The 22,857-nt window shown below is 40.5% G+C and carries 21 protein-coding genes, 1 tRNA gene and 1 pseudogene; 18 read left to right on the forward strand and 5 right to left on the reverse strand.

Annotation, left to right across the window (positions count from 1 at the left end; translation table 11 throughout):
- Positions 1-149 precede the first annotated feature (149 nt).
- From purE to VHE99_04130, 3 genes are all read left to right on the forward strand, one after another.
- The gene (gene purE / locus VHE99_04120; protein ID HVV68210.1) at positions 150-644 is read left to right on the forward strand and encodes a 5-(carboxyamino)imidazole ribonucleotide mutase; all 495 of its coding nucleotides are present in this window, start codon (positions 150-152) and stop codon (positions 642-644) included.
- Between the two features lie 8 nt (positions 645-652).
- A complete protein-coding gene (locus tag VHE99_04125) occupies positions 653-1,747 on the forward strand; it encodes a 5-(carboxyamino)imidazole ribonucleotide synthase (protein HVV68211.1) in 1,095 nt (364 codons plus the stop codon).
- Positions 1,748-2,007: 260 nt separating this feature from the next.
- Positions 2,008-2,970: a hypothetical protein gene (locus VHE99_04130; protein HVV68212.1), complete on the forward strand. Its 963-nt coding sequence runs from the start codon at positions 2,008-2,010 to the stop codon at positions 2,968-2,970.
- A gap of 80 nt (positions 2,971-3,050) precedes the next feature.
- Here VHE99_04130 and VHE99_04135 read toward each other — a convergent pair whose 3' ends face one another.
- Complete coding sequence (locus tag VHE99_04135; GenBank protein ID HVV68213.1) at positions 3,051-3,419, reverse strand: hypothetical protein; 369 nt, start codon at positions 3,417-3,419, stop codon at positions 3,051-3,053.
- 153 nt (positions 3,420-3,572) lie between these two features.
- Between VHE99_04135 and VHE99_04140 the strand changes: the two genes are divergently transcribed.
- The 7 genes from VHE99_04140 (at position 3,573) to VHE99_04170 (ending at position 8,747) form a co-directional block, all read left to right on the forward strand.
- Positions 3,573-4,652, forward strand: coding sequence for a hypothetical protein (locus tag VHE99_04140; protein ID HVV68214.1), 1,080 nt, complete (start codon positions 3,573-3,575; stop codon positions 4,650-4,652).
- A gap of 108 nt (positions 4,653-4,760) precedes the next feature.
- Positions 4,761-5,825: an A/G-specific adenine glycosylase gene (mutY, locus tag VHE99_04145; protein ID HVV68215.1), complete on the forward strand. Its 1,065-nt coding sequence runs from the start codon at positions 4,761-4,763 to the stop codon at positions 5,823-5,825.
- A 12-nt stretch (positions 5,826-5,837) separates the two neighbouring features.
- Complete coding sequence (locus VHE99_04150) at positions 5,838-6,110, forward strand: oxidative damage protection protein (GenBank protein HVV68216.1); 273 nt, start codon at positions 5,838-5,840, stop codon at positions 6,108-6,110.
- Between the two features lie 72 nt (positions 6,111-6,182).
- Positions 6,183-7,307: a cyclopropane fatty acyl phospholipid synthase gene (cfa, locus tag VHE99_04155; GenBank protein ID HVV68217.1), complete on the forward strand. Its 1,125-nt coding sequence runs from the start codon at positions 6,183-6,185 to the stop codon at positions 7,305-7,307.
- A gap of 63 nt (positions 7,308-7,370) precedes the next feature.
- The gene (locus VHE99_04160) at positions 7,371-7,820 is read left to right on the forward strand and encodes a protease inhibitor I42 family protein (protein ID HVV68218.1); all 450 of its coding nucleotides are present in this window, start codon (positions 7,371-7,373) and stop codon (positions 7,818-7,820) included.
- Positions 7,821-7,823: 3 nt separating this feature from the next.
- On the forward strand, positions 7,824-8,528 hold the full coding sequence (locus VHE99_04165; GenBank protein HVV68219.1) for a hypothetical protein: 705 nt from the start codon (positions 7,824-7,826) through the stop codon (positions 8,526-8,528).
- 143 nt (positions 8,529-8,671) lie between these two features.
- Positions 8,672-8,747 (forward strand) — tRNA-Phe (locus VHE99_04170).
- Between the two features lies 1 nt (position 8,748).
- Here VHE99_04170 and VHE99_04175 read toward each other — a convergent pair.
- A pseudogene (locus tag VHE99_04175) lies at positions 8,749-8,881 on the reverse strand (transposase).
- 48 nt (positions 8,882-8,929) lie between these two features.
- Between VHE99_04175 and VHE99_04180 the strand changes: the two are divergent.
- Entirely contained in the window at positions 8,930-11,584 is a 2,655-nt protein-coding gene (locus VHE99_04180) for a hypothetical protein (protein ID HVV68220.1), read from the forward strand.
- 175 nt (positions 11,585-11,759) lie between these two features.
- Positions 11,760-13,361: a SulP family inorganic anion transporter gene (locus VHE99_04185; GenBank protein ID HVV68221.1), complete on the forward strand. Its 1,602-nt coding sequence runs from the start codon at positions 11,760-11,762 to the stop codon at positions 13,359-13,361.
- A gap of 153 nt (positions 13,362-13,514) precedes the next feature.
- Here the strand turns inward: VHE99_04185 and VHE99_04190 are convergent, their stop codons facing one another.
- Positions 13,515-13,952, reverse strand: a complete 438-nt coding sequence (locus VHE99_04190) for a MarR family transcriptional regulator (GenBank protein ID HVV68222.1) — start codon at positions 13,950-13,952, stop codon at positions 13,515-13,517.
- 139 nt (positions 13,953-14,091) lie between these two features.
- On the opposite strand from VHE99_04190, the gene VHE99_04195 reads away from it, so the two are divergent.
- Both VHE99_04195 and VHE99_04200 read left to right on the forward strand, forming a co-directional pair.
- The gene (locus tag VHE99_04195; GenBank protein HVV68223.1) at positions 14,092-15,261 is read left to right on the forward strand and encodes a multidrug effflux MFS transporter; all 1,170 of its coding nucleotides are present in this window, start codon (positions 14,092-14,094) and stop codon (positions 15,259-15,261) included.
- A gap of 4 nt (positions 15,262-15,265) precedes the next feature.
- Complete coding sequence (locus tag VHE99_04200; protein HVV68224.1) at positions 15,266-15,631, forward strand: gamma-glutamylcyclotransferase family protein; 366 nt, start codon at positions 15,266-15,268, stop codon at positions 15,629-15,631.
- Here VHE99_04200 and VHE99_04205 read toward each other — a convergent pair.
- Complete coding sequence (locus VHE99_04205) at positions 15,612-16,544, reverse strand: alpha/beta hydrolase (GenBank protein ID HVV68225.1); 933 nt, start codon at positions 16,542-16,544, stop codon at positions 15,612-15,614. The two genes, VHE99_04200 and VHE99_04205, sit on opposite strands and share 20 nt — an antisense overlap.
- Positions 16,545-16,786: 242 nt before the next feature.
- On the opposite strand from VHE99_04205, the gene VHE99_04210 reads away from it, so the two are divergent.
- From VHE99_04210 to VHE99_04225, 4 genes are all read left to right on the forward strand, one after another.
- Entirely contained in the window at positions 16,787-17,608 is an 822-nt protein-coding gene (locus VHE99_04210; protein HVV68226.1) for an aldo/keto reductase, read from the forward strand.
- Between the two features lie 47 nt (positions 17,609-17,655).
- The gene (locus tag VHE99_04215; GenBank protein ID HVV68227.1) at positions 17,656-19,263 is read left to right on the forward strand and encodes a trehalase family glycosidase; all 1,608 of its coding nucleotides are present in this window, start codon (positions 17,656-17,658) and stop codon (positions 19,261-19,263) included.
- Positions 19,264-19,330: 67 nt separating this feature from the next.
- Positions 19,331-20,506: an AAA family ATPase gene (locus VHE99_04220; GenBank protein ID HVV68228.1), complete on the forward strand. Its 1,176-nt coding sequence runs from the start codon at positions 19,331-19,333 to the stop codon at positions 20,504-20,506.
- Between the two features lie 191 nt (positions 20,507-20,697).
- The gene (locus tag VHE99_04225) at positions 20,698-22,341 is read left to right on the forward strand and encodes an APC family permease (protein ID HVV68229.1); all 1,644 of its coding nucleotides are present in this window, start codon (positions 20,698-20,700) and stop codon (positions 22,339-22,341) included.
- Positions 22,342-22,396: 55 nt separating this feature from the next.
- On the opposite strand, the gene VHE99_04230 is transcribed toward VHE99_04225, so the two are convergent.
- A complete protein-coding gene (locus tag VHE99_04230; protein ID HVV68230.1) occupies positions 22,397-22,819 on the reverse strand; it encodes an organic hydroperoxide resistance protein in 423 nt (140 codons plus the stop codon).
- Between the last annotated feature and the right edge of the window lie 38 nt (positions 22,820-22,857).

Below are 22,857 nucleotides of genomic sequence, written 5' to 3' on the forward strand. Positions count from 1 at the left end.
TTTTCCCAAGATCGTCCTTAAAAATTTAGGAAAAAGCGCAGCATACACAGAGTATGTGAGCATTTTTCCTAAATTTTTAGGGGCGAGGTTGGGAAAATATGGCCGTTTCAGTTCTGTGGTGAATGGTTACAAATTTACGAGAATATTTCATGATAAATAAAACCTTAGTCGGTCTAGTGATGGGATCGAAATCTGATTGGGATACGATGCAGCATGCGGCGGAAATTTTAGCAACACTGCAGGTGCCTCATGAGGTGAAAGTCGTTTCTGCGCATCGTACGCCGGATTTGCTGTTTGAGTATGCTCAAACAGCACATGAGCGCGGATTGCGAGCGATTATTGCAGGCGCCGGAGGGGCGGCGCATTTGCCGGGGATGCTGGCAGCAAAAACTTTATTACCAGTGTTGGGAGTGCCGGTACAAACGGCAGCTTTGCAAGGTATGGATTCATTATTGTCTATGGTGCAGATGCCAGGTGGTGTGCCGGTAGCGACTTTTGCTATTGGTAAGGCGGGGGCAATCAATGCTGGTATTTTTGCTGCATCTTTGCTCGCTGACCAATTCCACAATATTGCTTTGGCCTTACAGAATTATCGCAGCCAACAAACTCGTCAAGTACTCATGCAACCCGATCCGCGAGGCTAAGTACGCTCATGAATATTGGAGTCATTGGCGGTGGTCAATTAGCACGAATGCTAGCTTTGGCCGGGTATCCATTGGGATTAAAGCTCATTTGCCTTGAGCCCAATGCTAATTGTCCAGCGGCAGAAGTGGCAGAAGTTATCAAAGGGGATTATGCTGATCCTAAACAATTGCAGGCTTTGGCTGATCGAGTGGATGTCATTACCTATGAGTTTGAGAATATCAACCTAAGCGCATTAGCAGCTATTACCCACCCACCAATTTATCCTGCAATTAATGCATTGGCAGTTGCGCAAGATAGATTGAGTGAAAAGACTTTTTTTAACCAATTAGATATTCCTACTACACAATTTGCGGCGATAAATTCTTTGGAAGAATTGTATAGTGCCGCGAGAAAAATTGGATTACCCGCGGTTTTGAAAACACGGCGTTGGGGCTATGATGGTAAAGGGCAGGTAGTTATACATGCAATGGATGAGCTGGAGCCAGCGTGGCTACAATTACAGCATCAACCTTTATTGTTGGAAAATAAAGTTCCATTTCAGCGTGAAGTGTCCTGTTTAGCTGTGCGTTCTACTTTAGGTGAAACGGCTTTTTATCCTTTGGTGATGAATCAGCATCAAGCTGGCATTTTGCGTCTTTCCCAGGTTGTGACAGAAGAAGATGAAGTTGCTGCTGCTGCGCGTGATTATGTGGGTAGGATTTTAAATGAATGGAATTATGTAGGGGTATTGGCGGTTGAGTTTTTTGAAGACAAGGGATGTTTGTTTGCGAATGAGATAGCGCCGCGGGTGCATAATTCAGGACATTGGTCTATAGAGGGTGCAGTGAGCAGCCAATTTGAAAATCATCTGCGTGCAGTTGCTGGGTTACCGTTAGGCGCAACTACGGCTAATGGTTACACCGCGATGGTGAATTTTATTGGCAGCGTGCCACCACTTGCAACAATTTTGAAAATACAGGGTGTGCACTGTCATCTCTATGGTAAAGAGGCAAGGCCAGGGCGGAAATTAGGCCATGCAACGATCTGTTCAGTCGATAAAAATAGCTATTCTCAGCAGTTGCAAGCATTGTGTGCTTTAGCAGGTTTTGAAAATTCAGTTTGATTTTTAGGACCGTTCTGTGGTAAAAACTGTTCTGTCATTAGCGTAATGATTGGAGATTTTAAAGGGGAACCGCAATTCCTCTGATACGGGCGAAATCTTTTTCGAGCCGTGTCAATATTCTTTTGTTCCTGAATAACGGAGCAACTGGCAAAAAGTAAACTATCGAGCATTTCTGATACATGGATGTGAAAGGCGAGAAGTACTGGTGCCACGAGTAGCATAGAACATCATTCTAACCACCAGCCAAAGAGATGATTGAAATGACCCGGATATTTATTTTAGCACTCGCATTATTTCTTGTTCAGCCTGCAATAGCAGCGACACATGTATCACCCACTACTTCGCATCCCGTTAAAACTTCTACTAAACGCGGTGCAACGAATAACAAAACCACACTACCTTCTTCCAAAACATATAATAGCGGCCGTAAAAGAGTGAGTCACCATGCTGCAAAGTCTGGTCGGCATCACCATCACTATGTGAAAACTGCTCGTGCTAATTTTGGCTATAGCGGTAGATCTCCGCTATTAACTGAGGCAGCTGATACGCCTTTAGTATCTGTTCCAGTTGATTCTTCTAGTGTTGCTAATACCGCGCCTGCTCCATCCAACCGCTATATGCGTTGGGCTAGTTCTATGGAGCATAAAATGGTAGGTATGGTGCAGAGTACTATACAAAATTTACGTTACAGTAATTACCGAATGGGCGGTTCTAATTTTGATCCAGCTCGTGGTGTTTATGTGTTGGATTGTTCGGATTACGTCGATCATTTGCTGAATCGGGCAAATCCTGGAGCCTATTACAGTCTGGTGAATGGTACGGGTACCGATAAACCAACTACAGCCGATTATTACAGATTTTTTAACCGATTGCCGGAGGTTGGTCGTAATGACGTCTGGCGCAAGATTTCCAATGTCGGGGATGTCCAACCAGGTGATATATTAGTTTTCCGCAGTATGGGTGGGGGTGGTCATGTGATGGTGGTAATGGGTAAGCCTATCCCTGTACGCGATTCTGATGTGTTTTCTGTGAGAGTTGCAGACTCTGCCCGCTCTGGTCATAGTTTGGATACCAGGCCGCCGCATGCTTCAGGTATTGGTATTGGCACCATGCTCCTGAAAGTAGACCCTAGAACTGAGCAATTAGCTGCTTATTCTTGGAAAATGGGTGCGCCTTGGAAAAGTAATGTCAATTTCGCCATTGCTAGGCCAGCTAATGCTTAATTATTCACCCCTTTTTTCAAAGGGGTGAATAAGTCAAAAAAAATCCATTAACAACAGTCTTTTTAGACTCTGGACTTTCCTTATTGAGCTACTTGTGAGTTTGATTGACCAGTTCCGCTGTTTTCGTTGCCTGTCTCACCAGTTCCAGTACCAGTACCACCTGTTCCAGTTCCTGTCCCTTCTTGATGCTCCATTTCTTTATTGTGACCTATTTTGTGTAGTCTTTTATTTTCTTGCTCTTTTGCTTTTTGTTTCTGCTCATTACTCATATGACTCCAGGCTTTTTCTGCGTTGGCGCCTTTGTTATTTTTGACTACAGTTTGAACTTGCTCGTTTCTCAGCACGCTTTCAGTGGGATTGCCAACAGTGGCGAGTGCCGTGGTGGTTAAACACATAGCAGCAGCGCTGGATATAAGCATGACTTTAACTGAATTTAAACCAATTTTCATAAAAAACCTCGTTAAGTTGAGCTACAAATTCCTAATATTTAGGGTTTCACGATCCTGCTTCTGCATTATAATTCTTTTCCCTGAAAAACAACAGCAGCGCTCCAGACTCTGAGTATCTACCCTTGTACTATAATTAAAAGAGGGGGTAGTATCATGAAAACTAATGATTATTTAGTAAAAATAATAAAAATTATAGGCCTAGCCATCCTGGCTGGCATTGGGCTGGGTAGCTTGCAAATTGCATTTGGGCAAGCAACGAATTACTTTAGTGCATATTGTAAAGCTTATGAGAATTCTCCCTATTTATATGGAAGTAGTGTTAATAATTATTACAGTTTCAATCCCTATAATTATTATTTCCTGCAAAATTTGGCTATTTTGAATAAAGAGACGCAATGCAATAACTATTACTCGGGATACTATTCCTATAACTACCCAGATGTTTATTATTCATATTATCCATTTTATGGTTATTTTCCTCCGATAATTTACTACCCACAAATCATTGTAGAAAATAAAGAACATCATGAAGAATATGAGAATCATGATGAAAATCATCACGGATATGAAAATAATGATGAGCAGTTTCATCATTACCCCTATTTAAACCCGAACTCTTATGAGGGGCGTCCACCTAAAGTGGTTGGAGGTCCTAAGCCGGTTGAGTCACAAATGGTTAGCCATGCCCCTTCAGGTGTTGGTGAGCATGAAGCGGGTAAACCGCCACAAATGGTCGGGAATCAAAAGTCAGGTAAAACACAGATGGTTGGCGGTGGACATAATAGAAGTTTACCTCCTGGAAACTTGGGTGCTCCTAATAAGTTTAAGCATGAGAACTTAAATCAAGTGACTCATACACCCAGGATGCATGCGCCAGGCACTGTGTATCATGCTAATCCCAATGCGATGCACCACCCATATCAAATGATAGCGCCCCGAGGGGCACAGCTATATCCCATGCTGCATAATTATCAAGTGCCAATGCACATGTTTGTCCCTCAAGAAGGCATGAGGCCATATCCTGGTTTTATACCTCAGGGTACTACTTTCCATGGTGCACCGCCGCCTATGTTTAGAGGGTCGGTGCCAGGTACTACTATAGGAGCTCCCCAAGGAATACAAGGCGGTGGAATTCTATTTAGACTACCTATGGAAGGTGGCATGGGAGGCGGTGTGCACATGGGCGGTGGCGGTATAGGTGGCATGCACATGGGCGGTGGTGGCAGGCATTGAGTCCCCCCTTTGAAAAGGGGGGTGAGACTTTATTTATAGAAATCCATTAAAACCTCGACTTTATCCCTCACATTGTTAAAATTGCTAAAAACCCACTAATTCCTTTTTATGCAGCCTGCAAAATTTTCCAGAACCTTGCTTGACTGGTACGACCATCAGGGTCGTAAGGATTTGCCGTGGCGCCAGGATATTTCTCCCTATCGGGTTTGGATATCGGAAATTATGCTGCAGCAAACCCAAGTGAAAACAGTCATACCTTATTTTCAGCGATTCATGCAATATTTTCCTACCTTGCCGGATTTAGCCAATGCGAGCGAAGATGAGATATTACATCTTTGGACTGGCTTAGGTTATTATGCCCGAGCTAGGAATATGCATCGTGCTGCTAAAACTGTGCTTGAACATCACGCTGGGAATTTACCAGACTCCTTGCAAGGTTTGCAGTCATTACCCGGAGTAGGACGCTCTACCGCAGGTGCAATTCTCGCCATCTCCTGGAATAAACGCGCGCCGATTCTGGACGGTAATGTAAAACGCGTTTTAACTCGCTTCCACACCTTGTCTGGCTCACCTAGTCAAGCAAGCGTTGCTGCAAAATTATGGCAGTATGCAGAACAATATACTCCTACTACCAGAGTGGGTGATTATACCCAAGCGATTATGGATCTTGGCGCGAGGGTGTGTGTGCGGGCGCACCCGCGCTGCCATGATTGTCCTTTAGTTAAAGGGTGTATGGCCTATAAACTTGGTAAAACTTCCGCATTTCCTCAGCCAAAAACTAAGAAAAGGATTCCCGTGCGTTCAATAAGAATGCTGATTTTTTATGAGCAGCGCACGCAAAAGGTGTTATTAGAAAAACGTCCATCTACGGGTGTTTGGGGAGGATTATGGAGTTTCCCTGAGTGCCCAGTTGATGTTGGATTAGAAGAATGGTGCCGTGATAAATTTGGCTATTCCATCACTAACTTTCAGCAATTAACTACTTTTAAGCACATTTTTACTCATTTTCAATTAAACATCACGCCTTTGCTTTTATCTTGGGATCAGCGGATGTTGCGAGTGATGGACTCACCGCATCAGGTTTGGTATAAACTGAATAATACAAACGTATTGGGGTTGGCAAGTCCGGTGAAACGGCTGTTAGAGCAATTAGCTAGCCTTGAGCTCACTTGAGAGGTCTATAAGATGTCGCGTATAATTTATTGTGTCAAACTTCAACAAGAGGCAGAGGGTTTAGAAGTGTCGCCTTATCCAGGTCTTCTGGGCCAAAAAATTTTACAGCAAATTTCCAAACAGGCCTGGCAAATGTGGCTTAATCATCAAACCATGTTAATTAATGAATACCGTTTAAGTTTAATTGATCCCAAAGCAAAAGAGTTTTTAATTAAGGAAATGGAAAAATTTTTATTTGGTGAGGGTAGTGCAAAACCGGAAGGTTATATTCCTCAAAGCCTCTAATATTTTCGAGCTCAGTTTCTATCGTTTTAATCCTGTGGTGAATAATTACCGATGACTTTTTAAGGAGAAAATATGCTCATAAGTAATACCAAAGCAATTGTGAAAGAACTATTAGCTTTGGCAGATATAAACATTAATGGTTCAAGGCCGTGGGATATTCAAGTCCATGATGAACGGGTCTATGAGGCTGTGCTTAGAAAAAAAATATTGGGCTTTGGCGAGAGTTATACTGAAGGATGGTGGGATTGCGCTGAATTGGATAATTGCATAACCCGTCTAGTGAGAGCTGAGCTGGAATATAAACTGAAAGATCGTCCAGGATTAAAATTGTCTATTTTGGCTAACCGGCTATTAAATTTTCAAACTAGAGACCGCTCATTAGAAGTGGCACAAAAACATTACGATCTAGGTAATGATTTGTTCCAGTGTATGCTGGATGAAAACATGATGTATAGCTGTGGTTATTGGAAATCTGCTAATAACTTGACCCAGGCGCAGATTGATAAGTTGGAATTGGTGTGTAAGAAGTTAAATTTAGCCCCTGGTATGCGTTTATTGGATATTGGTTGTGGTTGGGGAGGGTTGGCTAAGTTTGCTGCAGAGAATTATGGCGTTCGGGTAGTTGGTGTCACTATATCGCAACAGCAAGCTGAATTAGCCAGACAACGCTGCAAGGATTTACCCATTGAGATTCGTTTACAGGATTATCGTGAATTGAATGAGCAGTTTGATCGAATTGCATCAATCGGCATGTTTGAGCATGTCGGTTATAAAAATTATCGTCATTATATGCAGGTAGTAAAACGTTGTCTTGCGCCTGAGGGTCTTTTTCTATTGCATACTTTAGGAAGTAATATTTCTGTGGTTAAAGGTCAAAATGAATGGTTAGCTAAATATATATTTCCCAATGGTATGTTGCCTTCGATTAAACAGCTAGGCGCATCTTTTGAAAAATTATTTGTCATGGAGGATTGGCAGAATTTTGGTGCTTATTATCATCCCACTTTAATGAGTTGGCATGAAAGATTTAACCAGCATTGGGAACAATTGAAAACTAAGTATGGTGAACAATTTAGAAGGCTGTGGAATTTTTATTTGTTATCGTGCGCAGGAGGATTACAGGGGAGAGATTGTCAAGTTTGGCAAATTGTTCTATCGCATAATGGCATAGATGGGGTCTATCATTCAGCGCGATGAATTTCTCCACCTTTTTCAAAGTGGGTGAGCAGGTTAATTAAAAACCGGACCGGAGTGATCATTATGAAGCTTAGCCAAAATAAGTTATTATTCTGTTTAGCAAATTTAATTTTATTTCTAGCAATAATTTCTACGAATGCAATGTCACAAGTTCCTGTTGAAAAAAATGATACTAAATACCCATTAACTGATTTTAGTAAACCCATTTTGGTACATCCGCAAACACAAACGATAACGATTAATTTGCCTGCCAACCCCAGCACTGGATATCAATGGTATTTGTTGCAATATGATGACAAGTTGTTTGAACCCATGGGATATCAATATATACCTGCTAAAGTCAAACTAGCAGGCGCTCCTGGAGTCAGTTCTTGGCAATTTCAGTTGAAAAAAGCAGCATTTCTGGTGCCGCGAGTGACGCATATTCAATTTGAATATCGAAGATCATGGGAGGTTTCCGGTGGAAATCGGCAAACAGTGACGATTGTTTCCAATTCTGGAGAGAGCAAATAATTTATGATGAAAATCACTAAAAAAATGTTATTGGGTTGTGCATTGTGGCTGGGAGTTTTTGCCCAAGCCCAAGCTGAGGTGATTAATTGGTCTGAACCGGCTCTAGCACCATTAAAGCAGTTTCTAATTCAAGAAAATATCGCTCAGCATTTTTGGCCGGCTTTAACTGAAGTGAAGATGGTCAATCTCCCTGAGCCTTATGATTTTCTTTTGACCCAACCGTTAATGACGATGGGTATTGCTAAATTTTACCAGCGTACCCCTAAAGTGCGTTCTCCCTTGTATGTGATTGATAATCCCAGTCAGAAAACTTATTCACGAGCTATTCTTATGATTGTCGATAACAATAAAAGCCGTGATGATGCTTTAGCAGCTGATAAGTTAGGTGAAGCTACTGTTGCTGAATTAGGTATTAGCCATATTAACTTCGCAGCTTTAACTCCAAGAGCTATTGATAGTGTATTGCATACCCAAATACCCTTGGGTGCTATTTTAGCGGATAATCAAATTAGCACCCATCCTTCTAATGTGCGTTATTTCAAGCTCAATTGCACTAAAGTTTTAGATCCCTATTTAAACTGCTCTCAGCACCCAGTTTTATATGGTCGTACCAATACGTTAGTACGTGATGATAATGGTCAATGGGTGGTGCGAGTGGTTGAAATATTGACAGGTAATCAGTTACCTGGACAATCTAAAGGCACTTGAGAAACGAGGATATATTTAATAGCAAATCATTTAATATATTTGCTTAAAATCTACATTAATAATAGGGCGTGAGATTAATAAAATTTTTATCTATCTCAAGCTTGACTCTTTAAGCGCCACCCGGTTTAATTATGCCTCTTGATGGCCAGATAGCTCAGTTGGTAGAGCAGAGGACTGAAAATCCTCGTGTCCCTGGTTCAATTCCAGGTCTGGCCACCAAAAACCCATATGCTCGACGTTGAATCAATTTCATCTTGTGATGGAATCCTTCAGTAATCCCATTGTTCTTCGCAAACCGCCACTTCCTCTCGTCACTGATACAAAGTTTTGCCTAGAGTTCTTAATGACTTAAAGTTTATAAGATTATAAAATTGATGGTAGATATTGTGAGATAGAGTGTTATGAGTGCAACCCACCAGCCTGAGCTTCCCAAACAGTCCCATGAATCCTCATCTGTTATAGATGAATGTGAGAAGATAGCGAGAGAAAATAGCATACGTATAGAATCTTATGTCAATGCTTCAACTTCTTGGAATGGGTATACAAGCAGCAAATATGTTGTCATAAATTCACAATTGTCATGGATGAATTTTGTAACTCGTTTCAGCGATAATATGCATAATTATGGGGTTTACCAAAAGCATAATCGATGCTATATCCCTATTGAGGTTTTTAGTAAGGAAGAAGTAATAAAGATGCTGACGCAATTATCATCGCAAAAACAGCAGCAATCCCAATCTTCTTCAGTTTCGTCATCAAGTACCTCTTCTACTTCATCTCAACCTGAAGAAAAGAAGCAGAAAGCACTAGAAGAAGAAGGACCAAAGCCATCATTATCCGAATCCAGTCCGATCAGCCCTACGCTAGCTAAATCCTCCCTTACCACATCTGAATCTCAAGAGCGGAAACAACCCAAGAGCGTTCAACTCAAATGGCTTGGGGCAGCGAAAGACGGCGACATCTCCGCCTTGCAAATAGCTTTGCAAGGCGATCAAGACATCAATGAAGTGGTTGATGGCGAAACTGCACTACAAGCAACTATTATTGCAAGAAAATTGTCAGCTTTAGAATATCTATTAAATAAAGGCGCGCATTGCGATGTATTAACTCCCCAAGGAACGGCCCTGACCACAACGCTATTCCATGGAGATGAAAAATTACTAACAAAGATAATACAAACCCCAAGTGGCCAGAGAGCTTTGAATTTAGTGCACATTCAAGTTGATGAAGCAAAAAGGGAAAGCGAATCTTTTATCAACAGTGAAGCCTGCTACTTTCCGCTGACTTATTTAACTGCACTTTATGATAAAGCTTCAAAAGAAGCTAAAAGTACCTATGCAGAGACAACACAATTCTTTCTAAAGGCTTGCTTATCTCGCCCTCCTTTTTGGCCGGTTATGACTGAACCTTCCGAAACAAAACTCAAAACGCCGCAACATACGACAGATATTTTATCCCATCTGTATCGATTTTATGCCTCTTGTTATGACCTTGAACAACCTCAGCGTAATTGTGATTTACTCCGCTATGCGATTGCCCGTTTAACTGGCCAGAACATCCAAGAGCTCTTGACCACAATCCCAGAGAAGTCGTTACTCGGGGGTTTAAATAATGAGAATATGACGTCTGTAGGCGAGGAATCTCCCTGTTGGCAACATGAGCCTTTTTTAACGTTACGTATTGGTACCCTGTTTGCTCTGGGTTGTGCATTAACCCTAGATGCTGGGCAAGAGTTTAAAAAATTTACAAAGCTATCATCCAAACGTGAATTACAAGATCGTTTGGACCACATAATTGCCATTGAATTAGAGATGTTGCGCACCGCCCAAGAAATCCGGGCTTTACCATTAGACGCAGGGAAGCCAACAAAGTTGACTCAGGCAGGGTATGGCCAGATTGCGCAACGTCTTTGCAATAAAATAGCAGCCCTTCCTGACGGGGAAGAATATGCCTTTGCTTTTGGCTGGGCGACGATCGGCGGTGCGCATGCCATATACATGAGTTGGATGCGTCGAAACAATGAAATCATTTGGCGAGTTGACAATCTTGAAAGACCAGAAAACGATTATTATCACGCGACACAATATGACAATGTTGGGTCACAAGAAAATTACTTTCACGGGAGACAATGGTTCAATCGTCCATTATGCATACAATCAGCATTGATTGGAAAATGTACACAGGCAGATTTAACTAAAAAAGAATATCTTGAGCATTTTACTCAATTAGTTCAGGCATTCCATTTATTTCCATCCCACAAGGAAGGCATAAAATTGAGCATAAAATTAGCATATGAACCACCTGACAAATTAGGGTTAAAATCTGTTGGTAGTGAAGATCCATTGCGTAAAACTTTACCCTATCTCACAAAACAAGTTAGGAGTAACTGCTACGTTAAAAGCCATGAACCTGGAGATTGGATTCGATTCCAACAAGATAAATCACTTATCGAATATATACAGGAATGCGAAAAACTAAATGTGAAGGCATGGCAAGCGGCACCCGGATTGTCTTTAAAGCAATGTCAGGAATTAGAAATTAACCTACAAAAGCGCCTATTGGTTAAACCACCTTTAGAGAAAAAACACGCATCATTGAATCCAGCCAAATCATCGTCTAGTCTTCATTACCATAGTTCTAGTAGCTCTAGCGCTTCAAGCAGCGCTATGCCCACAGCTCCTTTGCCAGTTCCCAGTCATGATGATTTGCTAAAACATTTGCAGGATCGCTTAGGTTGTAGCGAATCTGATGTTCGTCAGGGCTGTGTGGTAGAGCAAAGCCTGGTGGGATTAGCAGACATAAAAAGCTCACAAAAGGGTGCTCAATTCTTGAGAGAGAGAGACGGTAATAATACCTGTTTTCAATTATTACTAAATGCATCTGAATTGGAGAAGTTTCAAATATATTTTGTAGTGAATCATCCCGAGTTTATTAAAAAATGCGGCAATCTCCGGTCTGGGAAGATTCAAATAGATGTAGATACCTCTGTGCTTTATCATCAAATTACGGAAGAGCTAGCAAAGCATCATCGTACACACTTTTCTCTAATGCCCTAGAAGGAGAAGGGTTAAGTTTGGACTTGTGCTTTTGATTCTAAAATCTTTGACCCCTGTTCCCTTTGCAGTGTAATTCTTATGTAATTGTCCTAGAAAAAGAGTAGAATCTTAAAGGTTTTTAAGTCTCTGAAGCTAAGATGTTCTCTTTTATTTCTCGATGGATATTTTCAAATATATGTTGGCTATTATAGAAGCTTATCGCGCTGGTTTATTAAAACCCAAAAATTGGTGGGTGAATGTGGTTGCCGGATTGATCGTCGGTGTGGTTGCTTTACCTTTAGCGATGGCTTTTGCTATTGCCTCGGGTGTTAAACCGGAACAAGGTATCTATACTGCAATTGTTGCGGGAATTGTCGTGGGTATTTTTGGTGGCAGTCGAGTACAAATCTCTGGGCCTACAGGGGCATTTATCGTCATTTTGGCGAGTATAACTGCGCAATATGGGGTTGCTGGTTTGCAGATGGCAGCAATGATTGCCGGTGTTTTTTTGCTCATTATGGGATTTCTTAAGCTCGGCAGTGTAATTAAATTTATTCCAGAACCGGTCATTGTCGGATTTACCGCTGGAATTGGTGTTATCATTTTCGTTGGTGAATGGAAAGATTTTTTTGGGTTACCCATTCATCTGCCGCTGGATATGCCCTTTTATCAGAAATTATGGATGCTGATAAAAGCTCTGCCGCATTTTGATTGGGCTACTACGGCGTTAGCTGCTCTCAGTGTGTTATTAGTTCTCTTCTCTCCTAAATTACTCAAGCGAGTCCCAAGCCCACTTATCGCTATGGTGGTGACTACAGCACTACAAGCTATTTTTCATTTTCAAAATGTCAACACGCTAGGAAAAGCCTTTGGCGGGATTCCACATCATCTTCCGCATTTTACTTTACCTGACCTAACACGCATGCATACCAATTTAATCTGGCCGGCGTTTACTATCGCGTTATTGGGTGCGATTGAATCATTATTGTCTGCAGCTGCAGCTGATAGTATGGCTAATACTCGACACGATTCGAACCAGGAATTAATAGGCCAAGGATTGGCTAATATTATTGCACCGTTGTTTGGTGGATTCGCTGCAACCGGTGCTATTGCGCGAACCGCAACCAATATCCGTAACGGCGGTAACTGCCCTTTGGCAGCGATTATCCATGCCATGGTGCTGATATTGGTGTTGGTGTTACTGGCGCCATTAGCCAGTGATATTCCGTTATGTACTTTAGCAGCAATCCTATTTGTCGTTGCTTATAACATGAGCGACATCCCGCATTTTGCACACATTGTTCGACGCGCACCGCTTGCGGATGTCATGATCTTATTGGTTACCTTTTTATTGACTGTGTTGACCAATTTGGTGATTGCCGTCAATTTGGGTGTCCTGCTTGCTATGATCTTTTTTATTCGCCGCATGCATCAATTTGTCGATGTAGAACTAACCACCGGCAACGCAATACAACTTTCAGAAGACATTCTCATCTATACGATTCAAGGACCTGTCTTTTTTGGGGTAGCAGAAAAGGTTGAACATGCATTAGCGGTAACGCATACTGATCCTGAAATAGTCATTTTTCGTCTTAAAAACATGCCTTTCATAGACATGACGGGTTTAGAAACATTTGATGAAATCGTCCAGAAATATCACCAGCGTGGTATTAAAGTATATCTATGTGAAGCAAATGCCCGAGTTAGTCGTAAATTAGCGAATATTAGTTTATTGCGCTGGGTGGAGGAAAAAAAGATTTTTGACTCTATGGAAGAAATCATTTCTCAAGCGCTTTAAGTATAATTGTTGTGCATTCCCTTCGCGGGATTAATATATTATTTATTCAAAAATAAATTCTCCAATGTTTATATCAGCAGAAATACTAAGTTGCGGAATTCAAGGTAATTCTTATATCTGGTACTACGAACTTGAGAGTTCCCCTATCAAAGCTTAATTCATGGCATTTTCTAAGTTTGCAATCACTTTTTTTAACAGTAGATGCAGCGTCTCTTGCTCGTTTTTTGTAAATCCTTCAGTTCCAATTTTATTAATCTTCAAAGCACAGGCGATAACATCATTTTGTAATTGTTGCGCCTTTGGAGTTAGAAATATTTTAATTGCGCGACGATCAGTCGTGCTGCGAACACGCGTGATTAAATTGTCTCTTTCCATTCTGTCGAGGGTTCTAACAGCAGCTGGCTGTTCAATGCCAATTTTGCGGCATAATTCAGCTTGGGTCTGTTCATTCTTGTCCCATAATTGTACTAAAAAAGGGGTGTAGGCGTGGGTAATACCGCGTTTTTTTAGCCATTGATTAGACAGGCGCACAAATAAAGCACTGGTTTTTTTAGTCAGGGCGGAAGTGCTGATATTGGGATTATAACGCATAAAGACACTCCTATTGCTGAAGCAGATTTATCTTGACTAAAATGAATAACATGTTATATAATAACTTATTAATCATGAGTATAACTAATACTTAAAGCATATGAAAGATTGTCAATTTAATAAAAGATCAATAATCCTTATGTGTTTCGCGATGGCGGCACTTACCCAGGCGGCATTAGTACTTTATACGCCAGCATTTTTACAAATTGCCGCACAATTTCAAATCTCAAGCAGTCAGGTTAGATTTACTTTAGCAGCTTATTTATTAGGCTTTGGGTTAGCACAGTTACCTTATGGTATTTTATCTGACCATTATGGAAGAAAAAAGCTTATCATCATAGGCTTGGTTATATTTTCACTTGGCTGTATTTTGAGTCTTTTGGCGCATTCCTATGTGGAATTATTGTCTTCTAGGATTATTCAGGGTGTTGGTGCGGGCTCTTGTATGACGTTGAGTCGTGCTATTATGCGAGATTGTTTCACGGGTAGCGATTATGTTAAAGGAATTACTTATTTATCTTCAGGATTCGCTTTCGGTTTAGGTATTACGCCAGTGATTGGTGGGCACTTATTAGATTATTTCTCCTGGCGATCTGAATTTGTATTTTTATTGATCTGTGGCCTGCTGCTATTGACCAGCGTTTGGACATTTCTTCCAGAAACGGTTAAATTACAATCTATCAAATTACCTACCAAAGTTTTTTTTCAACAAACAGTTAGACCTTTAATTTCTGTACTAAAATCAAAAGGCTTTGCTTGTTATCTGGTTGGGGGTGTCGCCGCTTATGGTGTCATTATCACTTATAACACTATGGCACCTTTTTTATTGCAAAAAACGCTAGCCATTAGTTCAGCCCAATTTGGTTGGTTAACGTTGATTGTGGCGGCTACTTATTACTTAGCTACTTCATTCAATCGGTATTTTCTTAAGTTTGTTAGTGTTGAAAACCTATTAAGAATCGGCTTGGCATTGATTTTTTTAGCTGGTATCAGTTTGTTGTTAAGCAAAATTTATTTCAATGTCATTAATGTTTATGTGATTTTGATTCCGATGTTGTTTGCAACCTTTGGGCAAGCTCTAATTTGGTCAATCAGCATAGCATTTGCTTTGAAAGATTTATCACATATTGCGGGAACAGCTTCGGCGTTGTTTAGCTCTCTACAGATGTTATTGTCTGCTTTATTATCGGCAATTATTGCTGTGCCAGCGGAACAAGATCAAATTCCGATGGCTGTGGTGGTCATTTTTTTAGCGATAATATCCTGGGTAAGTTTCCGATTTGTAAAATTACCAAAATCAAAGAGGTAAAAATATGTATACTGAAAAATTATTTTCTTACGGTACTTTGCGTCAGGAGTCGGTGCAGCTGGAAAAATTTAGACGAAAATTGGACGGTATGGCAGATACTTTAAAAGGGTTTAGTTTATCTATGGTTGAAATTAAAGATCCACAAGTGGTGGCGATTAGCGGGCAGGCTTCGCATCCAATTCTTAATTATACGGGTAATGCTACCGATCATATTGAAGGAATGGTATTTGATGTAACCGCAGAGGAATTGAAACAAGCAGACGCCTATGAAACTAAAGATTACCGCCGTGTCAGTGTGCAGCTTACTTCAGGGTTGACTGCTTGGGTATATGTAAATGCGAATTCTCCGGTCAACTTCGACTCTGTTTAAACAGTTTAAACGCCTCCATAGTTGCTGCAAAACTAGCAGGCACGGCATATTGATTAATAAAACCATGAACCATTCCCGATGCTTCATGAAGTAAAACAACATTGCCTGCTTCCTGTAGCTTTTTCGCATAAGCAAAACCTTCATCACGCAAAGGATCGCATTCGGCTGGGATAATGACAGCCGGCGGTAATCCCGCTAAATTATCGATCTTCATCGGATAAGTAGGGAAAGCTGCAGGTTTATTTTGGCTGCGAAAATGTTGGTCGAACCATTGCATACCTGCGGTAGTCAGTGAATAACCTTGGGCATATTGATTGTAAGAATTACGTGAGAGATCGTTATCCACCCAGGGATAAAACAACCACTGCCCATCAATTTTCGGTCCTTTTCGATCTCGTGATAAGATGCTAACCATAGTGGCTAAATGAGCGCCAGCACTGTCACCGACCACTATGATATGTTTATCATCGAGATCCAATTTTTTCCGTTGTGTTGCTACCCATTCTAGTGCTGCATAACCATCTTCTATTGGGGTTGGAAATGGATATTCCGGTGCAAGACGATAATCCACGGATACAATGTTTGCTCCTAACTCCGCACACATCCAGCGACAGAAAACATCATAAGCTTGTAGATTGCTGAGCACATAACCACCGCCATGATAAAAAATAATGGTGGCATCAAAGCTGGTAGTGGAGGGTTGATAAACCCGTAGTGTTATTTGTTGTCCCGATTCGCGTGGTAGAGAGTGATCGTAGGTTTTTACATCTGGAATTGGTTGCGGGAATTTGCGTAAACTAGCGTAATAATCTGATTGTGCACGCGCTTCTGCTACGGTTAGTCCCGACACTTCTTTCCAACCAGATGCATACAGTTGGTCCAGCATCTGTTGAATTTGTGGGTGTAATGGCATAAGTTTTTTCTCAAATAAAAAATGGATTATGAAAGCGTGCAGCGTATCTTTAAATATTATAATTTCAATTGAAATTTATCTGTTGTCAATTTACCAGATAATATCGATAAACTCCAGTAACTTGCTATGAAATAAAATTTCTTCAAATTATTTTTTTAATAGTTAAATCCTAAGTTTTGTTTTTGGCTGGGTTGATGATATTATTCAAAGCCACAAAACAGGTTGCAATTTGGAATAATACTATGATTAATATTCAATCGCTAAAATTGATTTACGGCACTGCATGGAAAGGTGCTAAAACTACAGGACTTGTCAAGCAAGCCGTTGCAGCTGGGTTTTTTGCAATCGATACGGCCAATCAACCTAAGCATTACTCAGAATCACTAGTGGGTGAAGCCTTGTTGCAATTGCAAGCCACGGGTGTTCATCGTCAGCAATTATTTTTGCAAACTAAATTTACACCGGTGGATGGGCATGATGAAAATATTCCTTATAATCCATCCGAAGACTACACCACGCAAGTCCTCACTTCATTCCATAGTTCGTTAAAGCATTTGCATACTGATTATCTGGACTCCTATTTATTGCATGGTCCTTATGTCGCAGTTGGACTCAGTGATGCAGATTGGCAAGTTTGGCAAGCCATAGAATCATTATATGATTCTGGTCAAGCTAAATTAATTGGCGTTAGCAATGTGAATATTAAGCAGCTGGAGTTATTAACTAATCATGCTCGAATAAAGCCTATGGTAGTGCAAAATCGCTGTTTTGCTAGTTATGGATGGGATAAGCAAGTTAGGGAGTTTTGTTGTGCCAATGATATTATTTATCAAGGATTTTCGTTGTTAACTGCTAATTTACCCGTATTAGAAAGTGCGGCTGTGTCAAACCTTGCAAATCATTACAATAAAACTCCTGCGCAAGTTATATTTAGATTCGCTCAACAACTTGGAATCCTTCCCTTAACAGGCACTACCGATTTGCAACATATGCGCGAAGATTTACACCTCGATAATTTTACATTGACGGAAGAAGATAAAATGATGATTGGGAAATTGAGTTGATTTTTTTCTGTCTATGTCAGTGAAGCCTTAGAGATTTAGGTGCAAATATGCCAAAAAATCTGAAAAATTTTTGGGTTTCCTTATTTTTCCTAATCGGAATATTCTTGCCCAATGCTTATTCCGCAGTTGATGCACAACAACAGGAAGTTAAAGCCAATTCTTTGCTGGCGCAACATACTCCGGTATTAAATTATATTCAAAAGACCTGGCCTACTTTAACTCGTTCACATGCACAATTATTACAAGCAGCAATTGATCCTAAATTAATTCCCTCTCCGCAAAAATGGATCGTATATATACCGACGCAGGAATCTTTAAGCAGAATTTCTACTGAATTAAAAACACAAATGTCTTCTGATGATTTTCAGAAAATTGTCCTTAAGAAATTACCCGCTGATATCAATCATGTTCCTCCTGGTTTACTTTATTTGCCTTACCCTTATGTGGTTCCGGGCGGGATGTTTAATGAAATGTATGGTTGGGACAGTTATTTTATCATTTTAGGATTATTAAAATCTCAACAAATCACGTTGGCTAAAAATATAGTGGATAATTTTATTTATGAGATAATTTTTTATGGAAAAATATTGAATTCCAATCGGACATTTCATTTAGAAAGATCACAACCGCCGTTGTTAACTGAAATGATTTTGGCGGTTTATGATAAAACTCAGGATAAAAATTGGCTAAAATCTACTTTGCCGGCAATTGAAAAATTTTATACTTACTGGATAACCCCACCGCATTTAATTTCTGAATTAGGTTTATCACGTTATTATGCTGAGGGCAAAGGTCCCGCGTATGAAGTGACTATGCCGGATAAATTGACGGGCAAACTATTTTATAATGAGGTGAAAAATTATTACCGTCAATATCCTGTATCCGACTACGATGTCAACTTATATTATAATAAAGAGAAAAATCAATTAACCGAGTTTTATTATATTAACGATCGAACATTGAGAGAGTCAGGGTTTGATTTAACAGGACAATATGGGGCTTTCGGTGCGATGATTACAGATTATGCTCCAGTGACGCTTAATTCTTTGTTGTACAAAATGGAAGTAGACACCCAAAAAATTTACACTCTTTTAGGAGATTTAAACCAAGCGCAAATATGGCAACAAAGAGCGAAAAAACGCGCAGCGCTGATGAATCGCTATCTGTGGGATAATATGACAGGTTATTATTTTGATTATAATTTTAAAACCAAACAAACTAGGCCTTATATTGACGCCAGTACTTTTTATCCGTTATGGGCAGGTGTTGCTTCTTCTGAACAAGCCAAGCGGATCGTAGAGAATTTACCTGCATTAGAGACGCATTGTGGTGTGGTTACGAGCCGTTATGTCACGCATATGCAGTGGGATGCACCTTATGGTTGGGCGCCTTTACAGTACTTTGCTGTCACGGGACTTGCCAATTATGGATATGATAACGATGCGCGCCGGATTGCACAGAAGTGGAATCATCTAATTGATGAAGATTTTGCTAAGCATGGAAAGATTGTAGAAAAGTATGACTTGTATCGTTGTAGCTCAGAGTTAACCATTCGCTACGGTTATTCCAGCAATGAGGCAGGATTTGGCTGGACAAATGGTGTCTATTTGTTTTTTAGGGATTTTTTGAATCCAGGCCGAGACCAGCTACAGTAAACTAATTGTTGTGTTAAGCGCCAATTAGTTATACTATATGGATACGAATTTAAATTCGGTAAATTATATGTATCAACGAATTCTGCAAATCAATCTTCCCGCAAGGCAATCCACCTTCTTATGGGGAGCAAGGCAAACCGGAAAATCTTCCTTCCTTAAAAATCATTATCCTGATTCAGTCTATTATGACTTATTAGATACTCATCGCATGCTACAATTCCTCAGGTCACCGTATTTGTTAAGAGAAGAAATATTAAGCCTAGATAAAAAAAAACTAAAACAGCCTATTATTATTGATGAAATACAAAAAGTTCCTGAATTACTCAATGAAGTGCATTGGCTAATAGAAAACAAGTACGCTCAATTTATTCTATGTGGATCAAGTGCGCGAAAGTTAAAAACCCAAAGCACTAATTTGCTAGGTGGCAGAGCCTGGCAATATCATTTTTACCCCTTGGTGTTTCCCGAAATACCCGATTTTGATTTATTAAAAGCATTACAACAAGGACTAATCCCCAATCACTATTTAGCCGATCCATCCTTTATCAATGACCATTTACAAGCTTATATCGATATTTATCTTACGGATGAAATCCGCAACGAAGGTTTAGTCAGGAATCTCGCTGGTTTTGCACGATTTCTTGATGTCGCCGGCATGTGCAATGGGGAAATTATTAATGTCAGCAATATAGCTCGGGATTGTGGGGTTGATCGACATACTGCGCAAGGATTTTATCAAATTCTGGTAGATACCTTATTAGGATACTTTATTTATCCGTATCGCCAAAAAATTAAACGCGACATTATTGTGGCCGCACCAAAATTTTATTTATTTGATGTGGGTGTAGCAAATTATCTAGCACGTCAAACTTTAACCGACTTAAAAGGGACAGTGGCTGGAAAAAGCTTTGAACATTATATTTTTATGGAATTAATGGCCTATTTGAAATTAAAGCGCATGCGTATCGATATAGCTTATTGGCGTACGAAAACTGGTTTAGAGGTAGATTTTATTTTAGGAAAAGCTGATGTTGCTATTGAAGTTAAAATTAGCGAGCAAGTACATCAGGAAGATTTAAAAGGGTTAATTGCTTTTTGTGAAGAATATCCAAAAGCTAAAGCTTATGTTGTTTCTCAGGATAAAAAGACTAGGTTGCTTCAAATAAATGACAACCTCAATATTAACATCATGCCGTGGAAAATTTTCTTAAATGAATTATGGCAAGGTAGGATTATTTCTTAAGTTTATAAGACTTTGATGTTTTTATATTGCATTGTGTGTCTATCTTTTCAGGGCTAAGTATCCATCCAGTCATTTAATTTGAAAAAATACCTATCCAGTGTTACGATTGCGGTTTGGCTAATTTTTAAACAATTGGTGCGCTCCCACTCATCAGGGTTATCTTCCACTTTCCATATGCTGGAGACCTAAAAATGGATGAAACATCTGTAACACTGAATCCCACCGCGGTCATCTCTACCGGGCAGGCAGAGGCTGATGCTACTGGACTGAAACGCTCGATTGGCTTGGTGCAATTAACTTTTATTGGTATCAGCTCTATTATCGGCTCAGGTTGGTTATTTGGTGCCTATCATAGCGCAAAGATTGCAGGTCCAGCCGCATTGCTATCTTGGATGATCGGCGCTTTCGCCTTATTGTTAATTGCCCTTACCGTCGCTGAGGTAGGCACCCGTTTTGCTCAGTCTGGTGGTATCGCGCGCTATTTGGAATATACCCATGGCTCCTTAACCGGTTTTTTGAGCGGGTGGGTTAACTGGTTAGGCATTGTGGCGGCTATTCCGACTGAAGCGGCTGCTTCGGTGCAATATTTAAGTTCTATCCATGGGTTTAAAAATTTATTTGACGCTGGAACTGGCAGTATGAGCACCACCGGCTTGTCGGTAGCCAGTGTTTTGATGTTGGTGTATTTTTTTCTTAACTATTGGACATTGCAGTTATTCCTGCGTTCCATGACAGTGGTCACTATTTTTAAATTGATTGTGCCCCTTTTGTCAGCCGGTGCGATTATATGGGCTGGATTCCAGCCGGGTAATTTTGGCAATAATTGGCAGACTTTTGCGCCGAATGGAATAGATTCAGTATTTATCGCGGTGGCTGCTGGCGGAATTATTTTTGCATTCAATGGTTTTCAGTCTATTGTGAATTTTGCAGGGGAAGCGAAAAATCCACACCGTAATATACCGATTGCTTTAGTTTCTTCTATTCTAATTTGTCTATTAATTTATTTAGTGTTACAAGCTGGATTTATAGGAGCTTTAAATGGGCAAGATATGGCGCATGGCTGGCAGGGTCTGAATTTTAATTCTCCGTTTGTACAATTGGCGCTGAGTTTTAATCTCAACTTGATCGCTTTGTTGCTTTATATTGATGCTGTGGTTTCACCTTCAGGTACAGGTATTACTTATATGGGTTCGACTGCGCGAATGTTATTTGGTATGCAACGTTGTGGTTATATGCCGGAAGCATTTGGTCAATTGCATCCTAAGTACGCTATTCCGCGTAATGCCTTGTGGGTGAGTCTGATTTTGGGATTTGTTTTTTTATGGATATTTCGTGGCTGGGGACATTTGGCCAGTGTTATTTCTATTTTGCATACTATTTCGTATGTCGCAGGGCCGATGGCGGTAGTCGGTTTGCGGCGTATTGCACCATCCTGGCGTAGCCCCTGTCAGATACCTGGGATGCGTGTCATTGCCTTTGTTGCCTTTATAATTATGTCGCTGATTATTTTCTGGTCACGCTGGCCTTTAAACGGACAAGTGTTGTTTGTGATCTTTGCGGGGTTGTTTATTTATCTCTTTTACCAATTTAAAAATGGTTTAACTGGCATTAGTCAACATCTGAAAAGCGGTTGTTGGTTGGTTGCTTATTTATTGGTTATGGCGTTGTTATCTTGGTTGGGTAGCACTAATTTTGGTGGTATCAATTTTTTAAAAGCGCCGTTTGATCAGTTAATGGTAGTGGCGGCGGCTGGGGTATTTTATTTCTGGGGTGCAAGGAGCGCTTGGAATACGCCGTTATTGCAGCAGTTTCGTCAGAATGGCCAGATGCTTTAGGCTATGAATCTCCCCCCTTTTTCAAGGGGGCGAGAACAGAATTTATTTGCCAGACTTATAATACAGTCAAGCGCACTTCAATATTGCCACGAGTTGCATTGGAATATGGACATACCTGATGCGCCTTTTCTACTAGCATTTTAGCTTTTTCATGGTCTATCCCTGGTAAAGAAATTTGCAACTCAGCATTCAGCGCGAATGCATCCGAAACTGGACCAATGCCTATGATGGCGGTGATCTTGGCATCATGCGGAACGGCAATTTTTTCTTTTCCAGCAACCAATTTTAAGGCGCTGAGAAAACAGGCTGAATATCCTGCAGCAAAAAGCTGTTCTGGATTAGTGGCGCCGCCGGTGCCGCCTAGCTCTTTTTGTACCGCTAATTTAACATCTAGGATGCCATCGGAAGAAGTGGCGTGTCCATCTCGGCCTCCAGTTGTGGTAACTGTCGCCTGGTAAAGAACTTTTTCGGGTTTCATCATAATCAATCTCCTTATTGTATGAAGTTCATTCGAGT

The organism is Gammaproteobacteria bacterium (assembly GCA_035546635.1).
GTDB lineage: Bacteria > Pseudomonadota > Gammaproteobacteria > JAURND01 > JAURND01 > DASZWJ01.

Coding starts and splice junctions, on each gene's coding strand:
- purE (HVV68210.1), top strand. CDS start 150: ATGATAAATAAAACCTTAGTCGGTCTAGTGATGGGATCGAAATCTGAT.
- VHE99_04125 (HVV68211.1), top strand. CDS start 653: ATGAATATTGGAGTCATTGGCGGTGGTCAATTAGCACGAATGCTAGCT.
- VHE99_04130 (HVV68212.1), top strand. CDS start 2,008: ATGACCCGGATATTTATTTTAGCACTCGCATTATTTCTTGTTCAGCCT.
- VHE99_04135 (HVV68213.1), bottom strand. CDS start 3,419: ATGAAAATTGGTTTAAATTCAGTTAAAGTCATGCTTATATCCAGCGCT.
- VHE99_04140 (HVV68214.1), top strand. CDS start 3,573: ATGAAAACTAATGATTATTTAGTAAAAATAATAAAAATTATAGGCCTA.
- mutY (HVV68215.1), top strand. CDS start 4,761: ATGCAGCCTGCAAAATTTTCCAGAACCTTGCTTGACTGGTACGACCAT.
- VHE99_04150 (HVV68216.1), top strand. CDS start 5,838: ATGTCGCGTATAATTTATTGTGTCAAACTTCAACAAGAGGCAGAGGGT.
- cfa (HVV68217.1), top strand. CDS start 6,183: ATGCTCATAAGTAATACCAAAGCAATTGTGAAAGAACTATTAGCTTTG.
- VHE99_04160 (HVV68218.1), top strand. CDS start 7,371: ATGAAGCTTAGCCAAAATAAGTTATTATTCTGTTTAGCAAATTTAATT.
- VHE99_04165 (HVV68219.1), top strand. CDS start 7,824: ATGATGAAAATCACTAAAAAAATGTTATTGGGTTGTGCATTGTGGCTG.
- VHE99_04180 (HVV68220.1), top strand. CDS start 8,930: ATGAGTGCAACCCACCAGCCTGAGCTTCCCAAACAGTCCCATGAATCC.
- VHE99_04185 (HVV68221.1), top strand. CDS start 11,760: ATGTTGGCTATTATAGAAGCTTATCGCGCTGGTTTATTAAAACCCAAA.
- VHE99_04190 (HVV68222.1), bottom strand. CDS start 13,952: ATGCGTTATAATCCCAATATCAGCACTTCCGCCCTGACTAAAAAAACC.
- VHE99_04195 (HVV68223.1), top strand. CDS start 14,092: ATGTGTTTCGCGATGGCGGCACTTACCCAGGCGGCATTAGTACTTTAT.
- VHE99_04200 (HVV68224.1), top strand. CDS start 15,266: ATGTATACTGAAAAATTATTTTCTTACGGTACTTTGCGTCAGGAGTCG.
- VHE99_04205 (HVV68225.1), bottom strand. CDS start 16,544: ATGCCATTACACCCACAAATTCAACAGATGCTGGACCAACTGTATGCA.
- VHE99_04210 (HVV68226.1), top strand. CDS start 16,787: ATGATTAATATTCAATCGCTAAAATTGATTTACGGCACTGCATGGAAA.
- VHE99_04215 (HVV68227.1), top strand. CDS start 17,656: ATGCCAAAAAATCTGAAAAATTTTTGGGTTTCCTTATTTTTCCTAATC.
- VHE99_04220 (HVV68228.1), top strand. CDS start 19,331: ATGTATCAACGAATTCTGCAAATCAATCTTCCCGCAAGGCAATCCACC.
- VHE99_04225 (HVV68229.1), top strand. CDS start 20,698: ATGGATGAAACATCTGTAACACTGAATCCCACCGCGGTCATCTCTACC.
- VHE99_04230 (HVV68230.1), bottom strand. CDS start 22,819: ATGAAACCCGAAAAAGTTCTTTACCAGGCGACAGTTACCACAACTGGA.